13 protein-coding genes are annotated in these 15,930 nt (G+C 54.5%); 7 read left to right on the plus strand and 6 right to left on the minus strand.

The window, feature by feature from the left end; genetic code table 11:
• Nucleotides 1-879: 879 nt before the first annotated feature.
• The 6 genes from ACYX34_RS11080 to galU all read right to left on the minus strand — a co-directional run bounded on the left by ACYX34_RS11080 (nt 880) and on the right by galU (nt 8,482).
• On the minus strand, nt 880-1,539 hold the full coding sequence (locus ACYX34_RS11080; RefSeq protein ID WP_462076625.1) for a hypothetical protein: 660 nt from the start codon (nt 1,537-1,539) through the stop codon (nt 880-882).
• A gap of 311 nt (nt 1,540-1,850) precedes the next feature.
• Complete coding sequence (locus tag ACYX34_RS11085) at nt 1,851-3,269, minus strand: HD domain-containing protein (protein WP_462076626.1); 1,419 nt, start codon at nt 3,267-3,269, stop codon at nt 1,851-1,853.
• 14 nt (nt 3,270-3,283) lie between these two features.
• On the minus strand, nt 3,284-3,796 hold the full coding sequence (locus tag ACYX34_RS11090; protein ID WP_462076627.1) for a DUF2062 domain-containing protein: 513 nt from the start codon (nt 3,794-3,796) through the stop codon (nt 3,284-3,286).
• Nucleotides 3,797-4,840 (minus strand): thiamine-phosphate kinase, encoded by a 1,044-nt coding sequence (thiL, locus tag ACYX34_RS11095; protein ID WP_462076628.1) that lies wholly within the window; start codon nt 4,838-4,840, stop codon nt 3,797-3,799. It lies immediately after the preceding gene.
• Nucleotides 4,841-4,849: 9 nt separating this feature from the next.
• On the minus strand, nt 4,850-7,348 hold the full coding sequence (lon, locus tag ACYX34_RS11100; protein ID WP_462076629.1) for an endopeptidase La: 2,499 nt from the start codon (nt 7,346-7,348) through the stop codon (nt 4,850-4,852).
• A 237-nt stretch (nt 7,349-7,585) separates the two neighbouring features.
• Nucleotides 7,586-8,482, minus strand: coding sequence for a UTP--glucose-1-phosphate uridylyltransferase GalU (gene galU, locus ACYX34_RS11105; protein WP_462076630.1), 897 nt, complete (start codon nt 8,480-8,482; stop codon nt 7,586-7,588).
• Nucleotides 8,483-9,067: 585 nt separating this feature from the next.
• On the opposite strand from galU, the gene bamA reads away from it, so the two are divergent.
• The 7 genes from bamA (at nt 9,068) to ACYX34_RS11140 (ending at nt 15,856) form a co-directional block, all read left to right on the plus strand.
• Entirely contained in the window at nt 9,068-11,389 is a 2,322-nt protein-coding gene (gene bamA / locus ACYX34_RS11110; protein WP_462076631.1) for an outer membrane protein assembly factor BamA, read from the plus strand.
• A gap of 27 nt (nt 11,390-11,416) precedes the next feature.
• Entirely contained in the window at nt 11,417-11,977 is a 561-nt protein-coding gene (locus ACYX34_RS11115; protein WP_462076632.1) for an OmpH/Skp family outer membrane protein, read from the plus strand.
• A gap of 20 nt (nt 11,978-11,997) precedes the next feature.
• Entirely contained in the window at nt 11,998-12,540 is a 543-nt protein-coding gene (locus ACYX34_RS11120; protein ID WP_462076633.1) for an OmpH/Skp family outer membrane protein, read from the plus strand.
• Nucleotides 12,541-12,566: 26 nt separating this feature from the next.
• Nucleotides 12,567-13,019 (plus strand): 3-hydroxyacyl-ACP dehydratase FabZ, encoded by a 453-nt coding sequence (gene fabZ, locus ACYX34_RS11125; RefSeq protein WP_462076634.1) that lies wholly within the window; start codon nt 12,567-12,569, stop codon nt 13,017-13,019.
• A 111-nt stretch (nt 13,020-13,130) separates the two neighbouring features.
• Nucleotides 13,131-13,949 carry an acyl-ACP--UDP-N-acetylglucosamine O-acyltransferase gene (lpxA, locus tag ACYX34_RS11130; RefSeq protein ID WP_462076635.1) on the plus strand — a complete coding sequence of 273 codons (819 nt, stop codon included), beginning with the start codon at nt 13,131-13,133 and terminating at the stop codon, nt 13,947-13,949.
• The gene (locus ACYX34_RS11135; RefSeq protein ID WP_462076636.1) at nt 13,946-14,815 is read left to right on the plus strand and encodes an LpxI family protein; all 870 of its coding nucleotides are present in this window, start codon (nt 13,946-13,948) and stop codon (nt 14,813-14,815) included. The genes lpxA and ACYX34_RS11135 overlap by 4 nt, the downstream gene beginning before the upstream one ends.
• A gap of 105 nt (nt 14,816-14,920) precedes the next feature.
• Nucleotides 14,921-15,856 (plus strand): Gfo/Idh/MocA family oxidoreductase, encoded by a 936-nt coding sequence (locus ACYX34_RS11140; RefSeq protein ID WP_462076637.1) that lies wholly within the window; start codon nt 14,921-14,923, stop codon nt 15,854-15,856.
• The last annotated feature ends 74 nt before the right edge of the window (nt 15,857-15,930 follow it).

Consider the following 15,930-nt stretch of genomic DNA (forward strand, 5'->3'; position numbering starts at 1 on the left):
GCAGGCTGCTGATTCTGCGCAGGTCACGTGTCTCAATGCACAATAGCTGGGTCTTTGCCTTTGATAGTCGACAGCAGCCGATTGAATCGTACCGGCTTGTCTGGATAGCATGTGTTGTGGAGGGACTTTCTGAAACCAGGACCTCACTCAATGGGATCGATAGTTTCTTCCGCAGGTGAGGTGCAGGGGGTTCCAACGTCACAGCCGCCATCCCAAGAATCGGACGCTTTGTCTCATCGCACCATCCGTTTCTATTGTCGTAATCAGCCAGGATCTCTTGACGCTGTCAGACAAATTCTGATACTCCGTCCGACAAGAGGTTCGTATGGCGCTTGTTCAGGTTTCCGCCCGATTAAATCCCACACAACTTCGGAGAGCCAAAAAGCACTCGGCGCCAAGGCAAGGAGCGAAACGTTACAGCGTGCCTTGGATTTGGTCACAGAAAAGGCCGAGCGCGATCGAATTTCCCAACGATACAGCGGAATAGGCAAGCCCGATGCGTTCGGTGAAGACCACTAAGTTCGTACCCCTTGATACGACGGTCTATATCGAGAATTTCCGATCGGGCCGTTTCACCTGGTGCAATCTCCTTTTGTTATTCGCCGTTCTTCAGTGGTTCTTCACGAACTGCTCCGCGGGGCTTAAACAACTACTGAACGAAGGCTTGTCCTTGACGATCAAGAGGAGATGTTTCAATTGTACTGGCTTGTCGGGATGAGGGTATAGGGGGTGGGATCTTCCAAGACCTCGACTTTGCTCAATGGGATCGATAGTTTCTGCCGCATATCGGTAGGTGGTTTCAACTCGACCAGCGCTCAAAGGAAAAACAGCTCTTGGGGTAGAAACCGTTGTTTTGCCCATCCGTAGGGTTTGTCCCGATCACGTCTGAGAATCTCGAAGGTTTCTCAGCCCTCCCACACCCAGACCGACCAGCGCAATGAGTCCGACACCAAAGAGAATCGCTGCCGGGGGCAGCGGTACGGCTGTCAGGCTCGTGATCGATCCGATAGAGGCAAAGGGAGCACCGTGTTCATCTTGGAAGAAGAGTCGCCATCTCGCCTGAGTCAGGCTTTCGAAACTTGGCGGATCCTGGAGAGCCGTATTTGTGAACAGTCCTCCCCCGTTACGGTCAAGATGAATGTCAAAGTTGTATGGTACGGTACCACTTAATTCAGATCCGGTTGCTGCAGACACCAGCGTCCAACGATCACCACTCAGCCCTCCTCCCAGAGTAGTGCCCTGTGAAATCGTCACACCATTGATCCCAGGGGAAAAGGACGAAGTGTATGTCCCGATGGTCACACGGAAGTTCGTCACGGCGCCATTATAAACGCCACCGTTCCCATCCGTGGCTTTGTTAAATTGAAAGGAGCCGAGAACGGGAAGCGAGTCGCCAGGGTTCTGAGCATCGGTCATGCCAGTGAACGAGTAGGACACAAACGCTGCATGCGCTGGTGTGAGGGAGAGTGCCAGGGTGCACATCACAATCGAAGCTGACCGCATGAGTCCTCGCTTAAGGGAGTGCTTCAGCATAGACATAACACGGCTCCTTGCTTGTGAATGGGCTACGAGAGACATATGTGAACGAATCATAAGAGCAGCAAATCACAGACCAAAACCGATATGGCTATGTCAATGAAAAATAAGGCCGAGTTCGGAACTCGCCATGAAGCCTCTGTCGATATTGGTACAGGAGTGTTCAAATTTGCATGAGCCGGGAGCAGATGTAGGGTGTGGCTCTAACAGAGTAGTGGGGCAGAATTAGGTATGTAAATGGTGTGTGGTCGAGCCTGGGGCTACCACGAAGTGGGTTGAGAAACCTCATGGTCAAACGGCTCAGCGAAGGGCGTTCAGTAGTGCGATTCCAGGCTGGTTGGTGTTTTATTCAGCACGGTTGCAGCGGCTTGTGAGAGGGCTGCATCGTGGGCATGGTCTGGCGAGTAAATCCGAAATTGGACCAGTCTCGTGGGCAGCAGATCTAAGCATTCTTCCAATAGCTCAGTCGAAACCTGGCCTGTGCCGGGATCATAGACATACAGCGGATTTCCCCGCGAGTCCTTGGGGTCTGGCCGTGGATCCAACAGCGCCATATCCACTCGAAAGGGGATTTGCTTCAGACGAGTTGGTAACTCCTTGAGAATCTGTTGTTCAAAGTGCTGATGGCTGGGGAAGGCCATTCCGCGCTCCTGTCCCTTTTCTTTTAAGGTCGTGCTGTAGGCCATCTTCCATTTGACGTTACGGTCCAAGATCCTTGCCCATTCCTGTCCCAACTGTCGGCGGGTTCTGTTGCGGCTGTTCGCCCACCCTCGGACTTCCTCCAAGAGCGACCAGTCGGTCAGTCGACAATAACCACCCATATTCTTTCGTGGATCGCGGGGACAGATGTGCTTCATCGTGTCTCCGAAAATGTTGCGAAGGTGGATATCGATGGCTCTGGTAGTGCGATGGAAGTACACATTTGAATAGAGATACATCCGGGTGTTGAGGAACATCTGGAGTGCGGGGAGCCCGGTCTTATGAATGGTGAATCCTTTCTCGGTCACGATAGTGTAATGAATGAGCCGTGTGAGATCGACCGGTCCCACCGCGACGCCGCACATGTACGAATCTCTCAGGACGTAATCAAGATTGTCCCCGGTGTAGCTTCCGGAGATGACCGGTTGGAGCATGTTCAGCCATCGAGGGAGGCGAGAGTTGTCTTTGTCTTTTTCCTTCAGAATCAGATGGGCGATCTGGTCAGGATTTAACTCTTCCCCTTTGGCGAAGGGGCCAGAAGGACTTCGGCGGATTCTTTTGATCAGGGGGGCGAGATGGTCTCGGATGATAATTTGCCCCAAACGTTCATGGGTCAGACCGAATCCGTGGAGAAAATTGTCGTCGAAGAAATGGCAGAACGGACCGTGTCCGATATCATGCACCAAAGCCGTGATCCGTAAGAGCTCTTCAACATAGTTGGCCGACGGTACGTCTTTGAGGGTATTTTTGAGAAAGGGGTACAAATGTCGAGCAAATCGTCCTGCCACATGCATGGTTCCGAGGGAGTGAACGAATCTGGTGTGTTCAGCGGATGGATAGACCCAGCGGGCGCTCTGCAACTGGTAGATGTATCGTAGACGCTGGACCCAAGGGGAATCGATCAGGTCCTTCTCGGTATGTTCATGTGGGTCCGGGTTTGCAAATGGAACGGTAAAGGTAACGTACTTATGAATTGGATCGGCGATGAGGGCGGATCCATCATAGGGAGCATCAGGCCGGTCTACCGATTCCATGGGTACCGATTATCTTAGCCCACTCGGTCAGAGGGGGGCAATGGTTCGGCCTGATCGGATGGCGGCGCAGGCCGGTATTTTGTAATGAAGAAATACGCGGCAGGGTATGACATCAAGGCGCCAAGTATACTCAGGGTGAGTCCTCCAAGCGCAAAGGGACCGGCGTACGGGAGGACTTGGTCATAGATCCCGTTGAAGCTCAAGTCCTGCCAGTTGAAGGTGGGTGCATCAGTTCGTCCGAGCAAGAAGGCCCCGGTCCAATAGGTTGCGCCGAGGATCGGAATGATTGTCCAGGGATTGTTGATCCATGCCCCAGCCAACAACGCGATAAAATTCAGACCGAACAACCAGGTGCACAACGCTACCATCGCTGTATGTAGGCCATAAGCCGGCGAGAACGCGATAAAGACGCCCAGAGCGAAGGCCAAGGCCGTACGGCGCGGCGATTCTTGCAGATGAAGAATTTGGCGAAACAGTGCACGGAAGGATCGACCACCACCCACTGGTTGTTTGCTGAGTTCGGACATTTACCGGAAGTGCTCGTAACTGGTGGCCAGCAGCGGGCGTCTCTGCCCGTCGGATGACAACTGAAGGCCAAATCGTTTTGGGCGAATGGTACCGATACAGGTCATGTGATAGCCACGGGTGCGGGCCTGCTGTTCAATCGTCCTTCGGGAGCCCGGAGCGACGGTGAAGAGCAGTTCATAGTCTTCGCCTCCGGTGAGTGCGAGTTGAACCGGTGAGCAGCCCGTTGCTTGGCCGTAGGCTTGGCAGGCCACCGAGATGGGGAGTTTCTCAGCTTCAATTTCGGCGCCGACTCCACTCTTCTCGCATAAGTGCCGAAGATCTCCCGAGAGACCATCGGACACATCAATGGCGGCAGAGGCCAGCCGCTGTCTATTAACCCACTGTCCTTCGGCGACTCTCGCCGTTGGGCGGAAGTGGCGGCCTATCAGAAATCGTTCATGCGAGGGGGAGAGGGCGATCCTCTCCTTCCTCGAGCCTTGAGCCTTGTGGAGCGGCATCACGAGGCGAAGGCCGGCAAGGGAGTCTCCAAGCGTACCGGTGACGTAAATCAGGTCTCCAACGTGAGCGCCGTGGCGAAAGAGAGCCTGTTGTGTGGGGGTGGTCCCAATGAGCGTGATATTGAGAAAGAGCCCGTTCTTGGAGGCAGAGGTATCTCCACCAATGAGTGCGACGCGATACCGGCGGCATGCGCTCATCATGCCGCTGTAGAGTGTGAAGATGTGCGATGGTTTCAGTGCCTTTGGGATGGCGAGTGAGACAAGCAGATAGTGAGGGGTGGCCCCCATAGCGGCCAGATCGCTGAGGTTGGCCATGGCGGCTCGATACCCGACGGATTCGGGGGCCGCAGACTTGAAGTTGAAATGGATTCCTTCCGCGAGCAGGTCTGTCGTGACATGCCACCAGGTCTGTGCGGTGGGTTTAACGACTGCGGCATCGTCCCCGATGCCCTGGACAAGGCCAGGCGCTGGGCGAGCGAACCGGCCCGCGAGGCCTTGGATCAGAGGGAATTCCTGAATGACTGATTTGGCCTTGCGATTGGCCACAAAGCGATCCTATGAACGTGCCGGGATTCGGTCGGCCATCGCCGTGGCCGGCAGCTCGTGAGACCGCCGCCCTTTGCCTGATCGTAGCGGACGGATGCGGGCTGGTGCCGGAGAGGCTGGTTGTTTCTTCGAAGCTGGTGGCGTCTTCCCACGTCGACGGAGCGCGATCTTCATAACGTCATCCATGGTATCGACAAACGCCAACTGAATGCCTTTCAGCAGGTGTTTGGGAATTTCTTCGAGATCTTTTTTGTTCCGGCGAGGCAGGATGACGGTCGTGAGCTTGGCCCGTTTGGCTGCCAGGATCTTTTCTTTTAGTCCTCCGATCGGAAGGACGCGGCCGCGCAAGGTGATCTCTCCCGTCATGGCCAGGTCCCGCCTTGTAGGAATACCAGAGAAGGCCGAGGCAATAGCTGTGGCCATCGTGATGCCGGCGGAGGGTCCATCCTTGGGGATGGCCCCGGCCGGGACATGGATATGCAGATCTTGCTTGTTGAACACGGTGGGATCGATGTTCAGGCTTTTCTCCCTTGAACGGACATAGCTGAGGGCCGCTTGTGCGGACTCTTTCATGACATCCCCGAGGTGGCCGGTGAGGGTTAATTGGCCTTTACCTTTCATGACGGTCGCCTCAATGTACAGCACGTCGCCCCCTGCCTCGGTCCAGGCCAGACCGGTGGCGACGCCGGTCTCATCTTGCTCGAGCTCGGCTTCCGGAACATATTTCGAGACACCGAGGTATTTATTGAGATTGGATGGATCGATGGAGAAGCCCTGCCCTTTGCCTTCGGCCACTTTCTTTGCGACCTTGCGCATGACGTTTGCGATCTCGCGCTCGAGGTTCCGAACCCCGGCTTCCCTAGTGTAGTGCGAGATAATTTGTCTGATGGCAGGTTCCGTGAGCTGCACATGTTTGTTCGTGATGCCGTGTTCGTCGAGTTGGCGCGGAATCAAGTAACGCTGGGCGATGCCGAGTTTTTCCTCCTCGGTGTATCCTGGGATTTCAATGACCTCCATCCGATCGCGCAGTGCAGGCAGGATCGGATCGATCAAATTGGCCGTGGTGATGAACATCACTTCGGTCAGGTCAAAGGGGACTCCGAGGTAGTGGTCGGTGAAGGCCGTGTTCTGTTCAGGGTCGAGCACTTCGAGTAAGGCGGCAGAAGGGTCGCCTCGGAAATCCATTCCCACCTTGTCCACCTCGTCCAGCATAAACACGGGATTACTGGTTCCCGCCTGTTTCATGCCTTGGATGATACGGCCGGGCAATGCTCCGACGTAGGTGCGGCGATGGCCACGGATTTCTGCCTCATCCCGCACACCACCCAAGCTGATCCGCACGAATTCCCGACCTAAGGCTTTGGCAATTGATTTACCCAACGAGGTTTTGCCGACTCCGGGCGGGCCGACGAAACACAAGATCGGTCCCTTCATTTTCTCTTTGAGTTTTCGAACCGCCAGATATTCCAGGATGCGCTCTTTGACCTTTTCAAGATCGTAGTGGTCTTCGTTCAGCACCTTGGCCGCAGCTTTCAGCTCCAGATTATCCTTCGAACGCTTCGACCAGGGCAACTCGACCATCCACTCCAGATAGGTTCGGACGGTGGCGGACTCGGCGGTGTCGGGATGCATTTTCTCCAGGCGTTTCAGCTGTTTTTCCGCTTCCTTCAGCACCTTCTCGGGCATCTTGGCGTCTTTGATGCGTTTGCGGAATTCAGTGACTTCTTCCGTTCGTTCATCTAGTTCACCCAACTCCTTCTGAATCGCTTTCAGTTGTTCCCTGAGAAAATATTCGCGCTGGGTTTTGTCCATCTCGCCTTTGGCTTGTGCCTGGATCTTCTGCTGCATGGAGAGGACTTCGATTTCTTTTCCGAGGATGTCGCTGACCTGGCGAAGTCGCTGAATCGGGTCGGCGATTTCCAAGACGGCTTGGGTCGTGTCGACTTTGAGCCCAAGATTGGAAGCGACCATGTCGGCCAAACGCCCCGGCTCCTCGAGATTTTCGATGACGACCATGACATCGGGGATCAGGACCTTGCCCAAACTGACGATCCGTTCGATCTGTTCCTTGACGGTCCGCATCACGGCTTCGGCCTCCAGCGGCGTGGCCGTCGGTTTCGTGTCCGGGACTTTATCGATTCGAACGGAGTAATACGGGTCGGTTTGGATATATTTGTTGATCTTGGCTTTGGCGATGCCTTGTACCAAAATTTTGATGCGTTCATCCGGCAGCTTCAGCATCCGCATGATGATGCCGACGGTTCCAACGGTGTGGATATCCTTGGGGGTCGGATTCTCGACATCCAACGCTTTTTGGGTGGTAAGGAAAAGCATCCGGTTGCCAGCCAAGGCCGCTTCTATGGCCTTGATCGACATATCGCGTCCAACGAACAACGGAAGGACCATATACGGAAAGACGACAATGTCTCGGACTGGTAACAGCGGGAGTTGGCTGGGAACCTCAATGTTTTGTGGGGGTTGAATATCTTGCTCGTTTGGGTCGGTCATAATATATGGACCTGTTTGGTTGCGCTACACATGGAATTCCGGGTCAAGGGACCAAGGCTGCTATTGCTATCGTGCCTGGGAACGATTTGCTCACTCTGTCGTACGCCACGTTCAGGAAGAAGTGCCAATTTGAGATTGTGTGATGTGCCGAGCGAACAATCTGCTCACGGTCAAACTGGGTGCAGATTGGTCGTTGCAAGATCCTTAGCGACAGAGTGGCCATCAGGACCGACAGCGTCATCCGCGACGATTATTCGATGTGGTATGCATCCTGGTCGAGAGGTAATCGCGGAACTCTGCACCCAATGCCGGGTTCTTGAGTGCAAACTCCACGGTTGCGATCAAAAATCCAAGCTTGTCTCCAGCGTCGTGGCGCTGGCCCTCTACCTCGAGCGCATACATCGGAGATTTTTTTGCCAGTGTCTTGAGCGCATCGGTCAATTGAATTTCTCCGTTCTTCCCTGGGGCTGTTTTCCGTAGGATCGGAAAGATTTCCGGAGGAAGTACATAGCGGCCGATCACAGCGAGCGTAGAAGGTGCATCGGTGGGTGACGGTTTCTCAATCAAATCCTCCACTCGATGTAACCCATGAGAGAGGCGTTTCGGAGTGACGATGCCATATCGGCTGACATCCGCCTTCGGAACATCCTGCACTCCAAGGACTGCCCCGTGGCGTTTCTTATAGACGTGGATGAGTTGAGCGAGCCCCGGCACATCGGCGTCGATGATTTCGTCTCCCAGAATCACCGCAAAGGGTTCGTCCCCAATGAGGTGTTGGGCACACAGGACGGCATGTCCCAAACCCAGTGCCTCTGACTGGCGGACATAGCAGAAGTTCGCAAGGTTTGAAATTTGTCGAATTTGATGGAGGACTTGGCTCTTTCCAGTTCCCTTCAGATTTTCTTCCAACTCCACGGAACGGTCAAAGTGGTCTTCAATGGCACGTTTGCCGCGCCCTGTGATCACAATAATATCTTCGATCCCTGAGGCTACGGCTTCTTCAACCGTATATTGAATGAGCGGCTTGTCGACCAGGGGCAGCATCTCCTTGGGAGAGGCTTTGGTCGCGGGAAGAAATCGTGTTCCCAGGCCAGCTGCTGGGATGACCGCTTTTCTGACTGCGAGGCGAGACATGTGAGGATAGTATGTGATGAGTGGAGTGAAGTCAAGAAACAGACAAACTGATTGCATGGAGTGTGAGAGTGAGTGGTAGATGATCTCAGGCAATTATTGGGACTGCGCTGGGATACTTACGATGGTCCCTTCCTCCTACGGGGCCCCATCACCTGCGCCGGTGCAGCACTTGTGCCGAATCGTCTTGCTCTGGACAAGAGCCGACGTCATGCGTAGGGGAACCCATACGGGATCTGCGTGTAGGTATGGTTGATACTCAGTGTATCTGGTTCGATGGGTAGATTGATGCGCAGAGCACTGGTAATTCTCCAAGCGCGCGCTCGATCGCTGCTTTACAATGTGTGACGACCTCAATATAATCCAGAATTTTTGCGAGTCTGTGCGGTGATTCGGAGACGTGGAGGGTCGTTGTCTCCAGCGGGGTGTGAGTGAAGAATGTGGTGGTGAGAACGTCACCAGTTGGGGGCTGGTGTGCAATCGGTGTGCGATCAAACGAGCTGAGCGTGTTACGTATCGTGAGGAACCCATGATAATGATGTCGCCCCTGCCGTCCATCTCCATTTTGCGCCAGAGGATTCCTCATTGGTGACCGGGCATGTCGTTTACAGATCCCGATCACTGCTGGTCGCGGCACTGTTGGTTTCTGTCTTCTTGGGTGGGCTCGATGTGTATGGGCAAGGCGTTGAGCCGAAGGTGGCTTCGATCGATATCCGGGGAGCCAAGCGGATCGAGGTGCCGGCTATTGTCGGTCGCCTCACCCTCAAACCGGATGATCCCTATACCTCAGAACATGTGCGTGGCCAGATTCGAATTCTGTACGACACAGGATTTTTCGAAGATGTGCAGGTGGAAACCGAGTCAGTTGCAGCCGGTATGGCGGTGACCTTTGTTGTGCGAGAAAAGCCCTTCATCAGCGAGGTCGTTTTTGACGGAAATGAGCATCTGAGTGACGAGAAGCTCAAGGAAAAGACGACCATTAAGAGCCAGACGTTTCTGGACCAACAACAGGTGAAGGAGAGTGCCGAGCGGCTTCGTCTCGCCTATCAGCAGGACGGGTACTACAGTGCGCAAGTCATTCCGGTGGTTCAGGCCATCGATGAGGATCGGATGCGCCTGATCTTTCATGTGACTGAGGGAGAGAAGGCGAGAGTCAAGACGGTGGTGTTTGAAGGGATTACCGGGGTGAGCAAGGCTGAATTGCTCAATGTCATGGCAACCAGGGAATGGATTCCTTGGTACGGACTCATGACACAGATGAAGCTCCCCTCCTTTTTTTCTGATGCCGGGGTGCTGAAACGCGAAGAGATGGGGAATGATGTCGAGCGGATCAAAGAAGTCTTGTTGAATAAGGGGTATTTCAACGCTCGAGTCAGCCAGCCGTCCGTTGAATTGACCGAAGATAAAAAGTGGTTCACTGTCCACTATTCGATTTCCGAGGGAGAACCATTCACGGTCGGGGAAGTCGGGTTTCGTGGGCACACGGTGTTCGAGGATCCTGAGCTTCGTGCTGGGTTGAAGATCAAAGAAGGGGAGATCTTTCAACGGGCGAAAATCAGGGATGAGATGACGCGGTTGACCGATTTGTACGGGAGTAAGGGGTATTCCTTCGCTGAAGTAGTGCCCAGCGTCATTCCGAACAATGAAGAACGGATGGTCAGCATCATCCTCAACGTCAAAGAAGGCGAGATGATGCGTATCCGGCAAATCAATATCTATGGAAATGATAAGACGCGAGACAATGTCATTCGGCGTGAGATTCGGGTTGATGAACAGGATGTGATCGATACCGCCTCGCTGAAGCGCAGTTTTCAGCGACTAAATAACCTGAACTTCTTCGAGACGGTCGAGATTCTGCCGAATCAGGTTGCGCCCGACAAAGTCGATCTGAACGTACGGGTCAAGGAAAAGCCGACCGGCATGTTCAGCCTGGGGGGAGGCTTTAGCACTCTTGACCGGCTCGTGGCGATCGCTGATATTACGCAGGGGAATTTGGGCGGATATGGGTATCTTGGTCGCATCCGCGGGCAGCTCGGGCAGCGGCGAAGTCTCGGGTCCATCACCTTCCGCAATCCCTATCTCTATGATTCGTTGACGTCGCTCCAGGTCGACGGCTATCGCAGTCAGACGAATTACCTTTCCTATTTTGAGAACCGAACAGGCGGGAACATCACACTCGGGCGTTGGCTCTCGGAGTATGTGACGGGGAGCATCAGTATCTTTGCAGAAGAAATTACGTACAAGGATCCGCAAGACGGCCTTTGTCCTGATTTGGTCCCTATCGTTTGTCGCCAATTAGGCACACGGTCGTCGACGGGCTTTCGATTGGCACTCTTTCGGGATACCAGAGACTATTACATCGATCCCAGGACCGGCTGGCGGATCGGCGGTGGGTTTGATATCGGCACGCCCCTGATGGGGGGGAGCAACAACTTCATCAAGTACTATGCAGACGTGATCAAGGTCACGCCGCTTCCCTACGACCTGCGAGTATCGCTGCGTGCGCGTTTTGGCGAGGTTCGAGCACAGGGTGGGACGCAGATCCCGTTGAGTGAACGATTCTTCGTGGGCGGCATCAATACCATGCGCGGGTTTTCCTTTGGCCGAGCCGGCCCCACGGTTCCAACCACCCATGCTCCATTTGGTGCCGCAAAACAGTTGATCTTCAGCAGCGAGTTGATCTTTACGATCTCCGCGGAGGCTAAATTGAATGGTGTGCTCTTCTTCGATTACGGCAAAGGGTTTGATGACGACGAACCGCTGTCGATCCATCTTCGGCCTGCAGCTGGTCTAGAAGGACGGTGGATTTCGCCATTTGGTCCATTGCGTGTTGCCTATGGAATCAATCTAGATAAACGAACCGGTGAGCGATTCGGTGTGTTTGAATTTACGATCGGAACCTTGTTCTAAACGGAGTCTTATTGTGGCAGGTGTACTGTGAACTGGAAGCGGCCCTGGGGGGGAATCTCGCGGATCGGATGGCTGGCTGGGCTGGGCGTTCTCGCGTACGTTGTTGGCGGCTGTGCGGGTACCGCAGTCAAGATGGAGAACAAGGTTGGGGTGATCAATGCGCAGCGTCTTCTGAACGAAACGAACGTGGGGAAGCGGGCAAAGGACAATCTGGCCTCTTTCTCCAAGAATCGACAGGCCTTGATGGAGTCAGAAGAACGGGAGTTGCGACGGATGGAGGAGGATTTTTCGCGACAGGCGTCCATCCTCAGCCAGACGGGGAAGCGGGAGCGAGAGGAACAATTTCGTCGACGCATGCAGGAGTATCAACAAAAGGCCGCGGAATTGAATCGTGAGGTTCAGGAAAAACAAAAGGATGTTTTGGAAGGGTTTCGCGACAAGGTCGAAGCCGTGGTGGCAAAAGTTGCAAAGCGTCTGGGATTACAGGTAGTTGTCGATAGGAGTAAGGGAGGTCCAACTATCTATCACGAAGAGGGGTTGGATATTTCAAACCAAGTGATTGAGGAGTTCAACCGAGAATATCCGTAAGTGTCGGTGGGAGGTAGGTCATGATGAATCGTACGAACATGATCGGGTTGGCCGTTCTGTGGTGCATGGCCCAAGGGGCGACGCCGTTATATGCCGGAGACTCGGCCAGGGTCGGGGTGTTGGATCAACAGACCGTCATGGAGCGAAGCAAGGCGGGGAAGGCGGCATTGGATGATATGGCGGGTTATGCCCAGACCAGGCAGAAGATTATCAATGCTGATGAGCAGGAGCTCAAGGAATTGCAACAATCCTTGGAGGATCCGAATACCAAGCTCACCGATGCGGTTCGGCAAGAGAAGGAGGAACAGCTTCGAAGCAAGGTAGAAGCCTATCAGCATCGAGTGCAAGAGTTTAATCGTGAGGTGCAGCAGAAGCGAGGTGAAATGGTCGCAGACTATTCGCGAAAGATTGCGGCAGCGGCGCAATCTGTCGCTCAAAAAGAAGGTTATGCGGCCATTCTCGATAAGGGCAATGACGCGATGCTTCGCATCGTACTCTATCATCAGGCTGCGTTGGATGTGACGGAGTCGGTTGTCAAAGAATTTGATCGGCAAAACCCTTAAATCAGGGACAGAGAGGAGGCAGGGCAATGGCGTCGGTCGAGCAGGCTGAAATTCAAGCATTACTTCCCCACCGGTACCCTTTCCTGTTAGTAGATCGTGTGAAAGAGTTTGAGCCGCATAAGCGGATCGTCGGGATCAAGAATGTGACGGTCAATGAGCCGTTCTTCCAAGGCCATTTCCCAGGGCGCCCAATCATGCCGGGGGTGTTGATGATCGAGGCCATGGCGCAGGTGGGGGGGGTGTTGGTCTTCAAGTCGGGAGGGACGGTCGGCAAGACCATCATGTATTTGACGGGTGTTGAGGACGCCAAATTCAGGAAACCGGTCGTTCCAGGTGATCAGCTCCGGTTGGAGATCGATGTGCTCAAGACGCGTCCGCCTTTCTGGAAGATGCAGGGGAAGGCATTCGTCGACAATGAGGTGGTGTGCGAGGCCGTGGTGACGGCGATGGTGATGGAAGAAAAGACCGACACGCAGTAATCAATCATCGTCACGTGTCAACCTCTACGCTGCAAGGTCGGATGGGCGCAATGCGGATCTCGTGGTTGAAGGGGCTCAGTTGACGGCTGACGTATCTTAAAGGGGGAAGGTGTGAAGATACATCCATCAGCGATTGTCCATCCCAAGGCCATGCTCGATACTGATGTCGAGGTCGGGCCGTTCTGTGTCGTTGGCGAACACGTGGTCATTGGAAAAGGGAGCCGCCTCCTCTCTCACGTGAATGTCGAAGGGTGGACGGAGATTGGGGAACGGAACGAAGTGCACCCCTTTGCCTCCATCGGAGGGCCTCCTCAGCACCTCGCGTATAAAGGGGAGCCGACCAAGGTGACAATCGGCCATGACAACATCCTCCGGGAATACGTCACGATTAACCGGGGAACCGTCCAAGGCGGGGGAGTGACCTCTCTCGGGTCCAAGGGCATCCTGATGGCGTATGTGCATGTGGCGCACGATTGCCGGCTCGGCAACCATATTATTATGGCCAATGCGGCGAGCCTGGCCGGACATATCACCATTGGAGATCATTCCGTTATCGGAGGGTTGACCGGTGTGCTTCAGTTTGTGCGTATCGGAGACTACGTCATGGTCGGCGGGTGCTGTGCGATCGGTCAGGATATTCCGCCATTTACGTTCGCAGCCGGTGGGTATCGTGCGCATCTGTACGGCCTCAATACGGTCGGGTTGCAACGACACGGCTTCTCGACGGACCGTATTGCTTCGTTGAGGAAAGCATTCGATCTGCTCTTTCGAACAGGTCATCGAACGGCTGAGGCGATCAAGTTGGCGAAGAAGGAGTTCAAGGGACAGGAAGATGTGGCCAAGATTCTTACGTTTATGGAGGGGACTAAGCGTGGAATCTCGAGGGCAGTCAGCTCAGACCTTGAACGTGAATTCGATCAACCGGTATGACATCGATTGCGATGGGTTTGACCATGCCTATAACGGACGGTCGAATCGGGGTGATCGCCGGGAACGGGCGATTCCCGATCATCTTTTCCGATAATGCTCGCAAGATGGGTCTTCACGTGTCTGCTGTGGCCCACGAAGGTGAAACAGAACCGGAGCTCGAACAGCATGTCGACCGGATTCATTGGGTCAAGCTCGGCCAACTTAATAAATTGATTAACGCCTTCAAGGCCGACGGGGTACGCCATGTCGTCATGTTGGGAGGTATTAAGAAGACGCATATCTATAGTCACGCCCGTCCTGATTTTCGCGTGCTGGCCTTGGCTACGAAATTGGTTCTTTGGAAGGATGACGATATTCTCCGTGCGTTGGCGGCGGAGCTCGAAAAGGATGGCCTCACGATTTGTGAGTCGACATTCGGCCTTGACGGGATTCTCGTCACGGAAGGCACGTTGACCTCTCGCCAGCCGACGAAGAAAGAATGGGCGGATATCCGGTATGGGTGGGAGGTTGCGAGAGAGACCGGGCGTCTCGACATCGGTCAATGTGTGATCGTCAAGGATCACACAATCGTGGCGGTCGAAGCGGTTGAAGGAACTGATGAGGCAATCAAGCGTGGAGGCGCACTCGCCAAGGAGGGAGTGGTCGTCGTGAAGCGATGCAAGCCGCAACAGGACCTCCGATTTGATTTGCCCGCTGTCGGGCCTAAAACTATTGAGGTCATGCGATCGGTCAAGGCGTCCGTGCTTGCCGTTGAAGCAGGTCGGTCTGTGATGCTGGATCGAGACGTGCTCCTTCGCAATGCCGAAGATGCCGGGATCGTCGTCGTCGGCGTCGCTCGCGAAGAAGAATCAGGCATGGGGACCTAAGCCGACGGAGAAGTTCCGGAGTCTGAAGATCTGTTGACCTATTGATTTCCGACACTCGCCGGATCAATCGAATCAAGAGATTCCCCAATTCAGTCAAAGAGGTGTATGGTCAAACTTCGTGCCGGTGTGATTGGGGTCGGACATCTCGGGCAACATCATGCGCGCCTCTATGCCTCAGCTCCGGATGCCACGTTAGTTGGTGTCGTGGATCAAGACGGCGAACGGGCCTCTTCCATCGCTCAGCAATACCATGTACAGGCTTTCCGCGGATTGCCGGAGCTTCTCAAACAGGTCGATGTCCTCAGTATTGCCGTACCTACTTCCGGTCATTACGCTGTCGCAAAGGCCTGCCTTGAAGCCGGAAAGCATGTCCTAGTAGAAAAGCCGATCGCGGTGTTGCCGAGTGAGGCGTGGGACCTTGTCGAGGTGGCCAGCCGTCACGGTTGCACGTTGCAAGTGGGGCACAGTGAGCGGTTCAATCCCATCATGTCGTTGATGCGACCGTATCTCCGCACTCCGATGTTGTTCGAATGTCATCGATTGAGCACGTATAGTGAACGGGGTACCGATGTCGATGTTGTGCTCGATCTCATGATTCATGACATTGATCTCGTGCTTTCTTGCAACCCTGGCGCTGTCGAGGCGGTGTGGGCGACAGGTGGGGCTCTGCTTTCTTCAACCAATGATGTCGCCAACGTACGCATTCAGTTTAGGGAGGAGTGTGTGGCGCAGCTGACTGCCAGTCGTATCTCGCCGAAAGCTATGCGCCAATGGCGAGTGTTCCAACCCGATGGGTGTGCCACGATCGATTTCCAGTCTCGGCAGGGCGTAATCGGGCGTCGAACCGATGCGGTTGCTGGAAAACCGACAATGCTCGTAGAGGAGATTCAAGCCGGCGATGCCGAACCTCTCAAATTGCAGCTTGAGTCGTTTCTCCATGCCGTTCGTGAGCGATCTTCTCCCGTAGTATCTGGTGCAGACGGAGCCGCGGCAGTGGAGCTGGCTCATCGCGTGCTGGCTGCAGTGAAGAGGCCTGGGTAGCAGAAACGACCTGAGGATCCTTGGCCGAAGCAGTAGGGTCAGGTGTTGTCGGCTGAGCTCATCGAACCATCATA

The organism is Nitrospira sp. CMX1, assembly GCF_054902215.1.

Coding starts and splice junctions, on each gene's coding strand:
- ACYX34_RS11080 (WP_462076625.1), bottom strand. CDS start 1,539: ATGTCTATGCTGAAGCACTCCCTTAAGCGAGGACTCATGCGGTCAGCT.
- ACYX34_RS11085 (WP_462076626.1), bottom strand. CDS start 3,269: ATGGAATCGGTAGACCGGCCTGATGCTCCCTATGATGGATCCGCCCTC.
- ACYX34_RS11090 (WP_462076627.1), bottom strand. CDS start 3,796: ATGTCCGAACTCAGCAAACAACCAGTGGGTGGTGGTCGATCCTTCCGT.
- lon (WP_462076629.1), bottom strand. CDS start 7,348: ATGACCGACCCAAACGAGCAAGATATTCAACCCCCACAAAACATTGAG.
- galU (WP_462076630.1), bottom strand. CDS start 8,482: ATGTCTCGCCTCGCAGTCAGAAAAGCGGTCATCCCAGCAGCTGGCCTG.
- ACYX34_RS11120 (WP_462076633.1), top strand. CDS start 11,998: ATGATGAATCGTACGAACATGATCGGGTTGGCCGTTCTGTGGTGCATG.
- fabZ (WP_462076634.1), top strand. CDS start 12,567: ATGGCGTCGGTCGAGCAGGCTGAAATTCAAGCATTACTTCCCCACCGG.
- ACYX34_RS11135 (WP_462076636.1), top strand. CDS start 13,946: ATGACATCGATTGCGATGGGTTTGACCATGCCTATAACGGACGGTCGA.
- ACYX34_RS11140 (WP_462076637.1), top strand. CDS start 14,921: ATGGTCAAACTTCGTGCCGGTGTGATTGGGGTCGGACATCTCGGGCAA.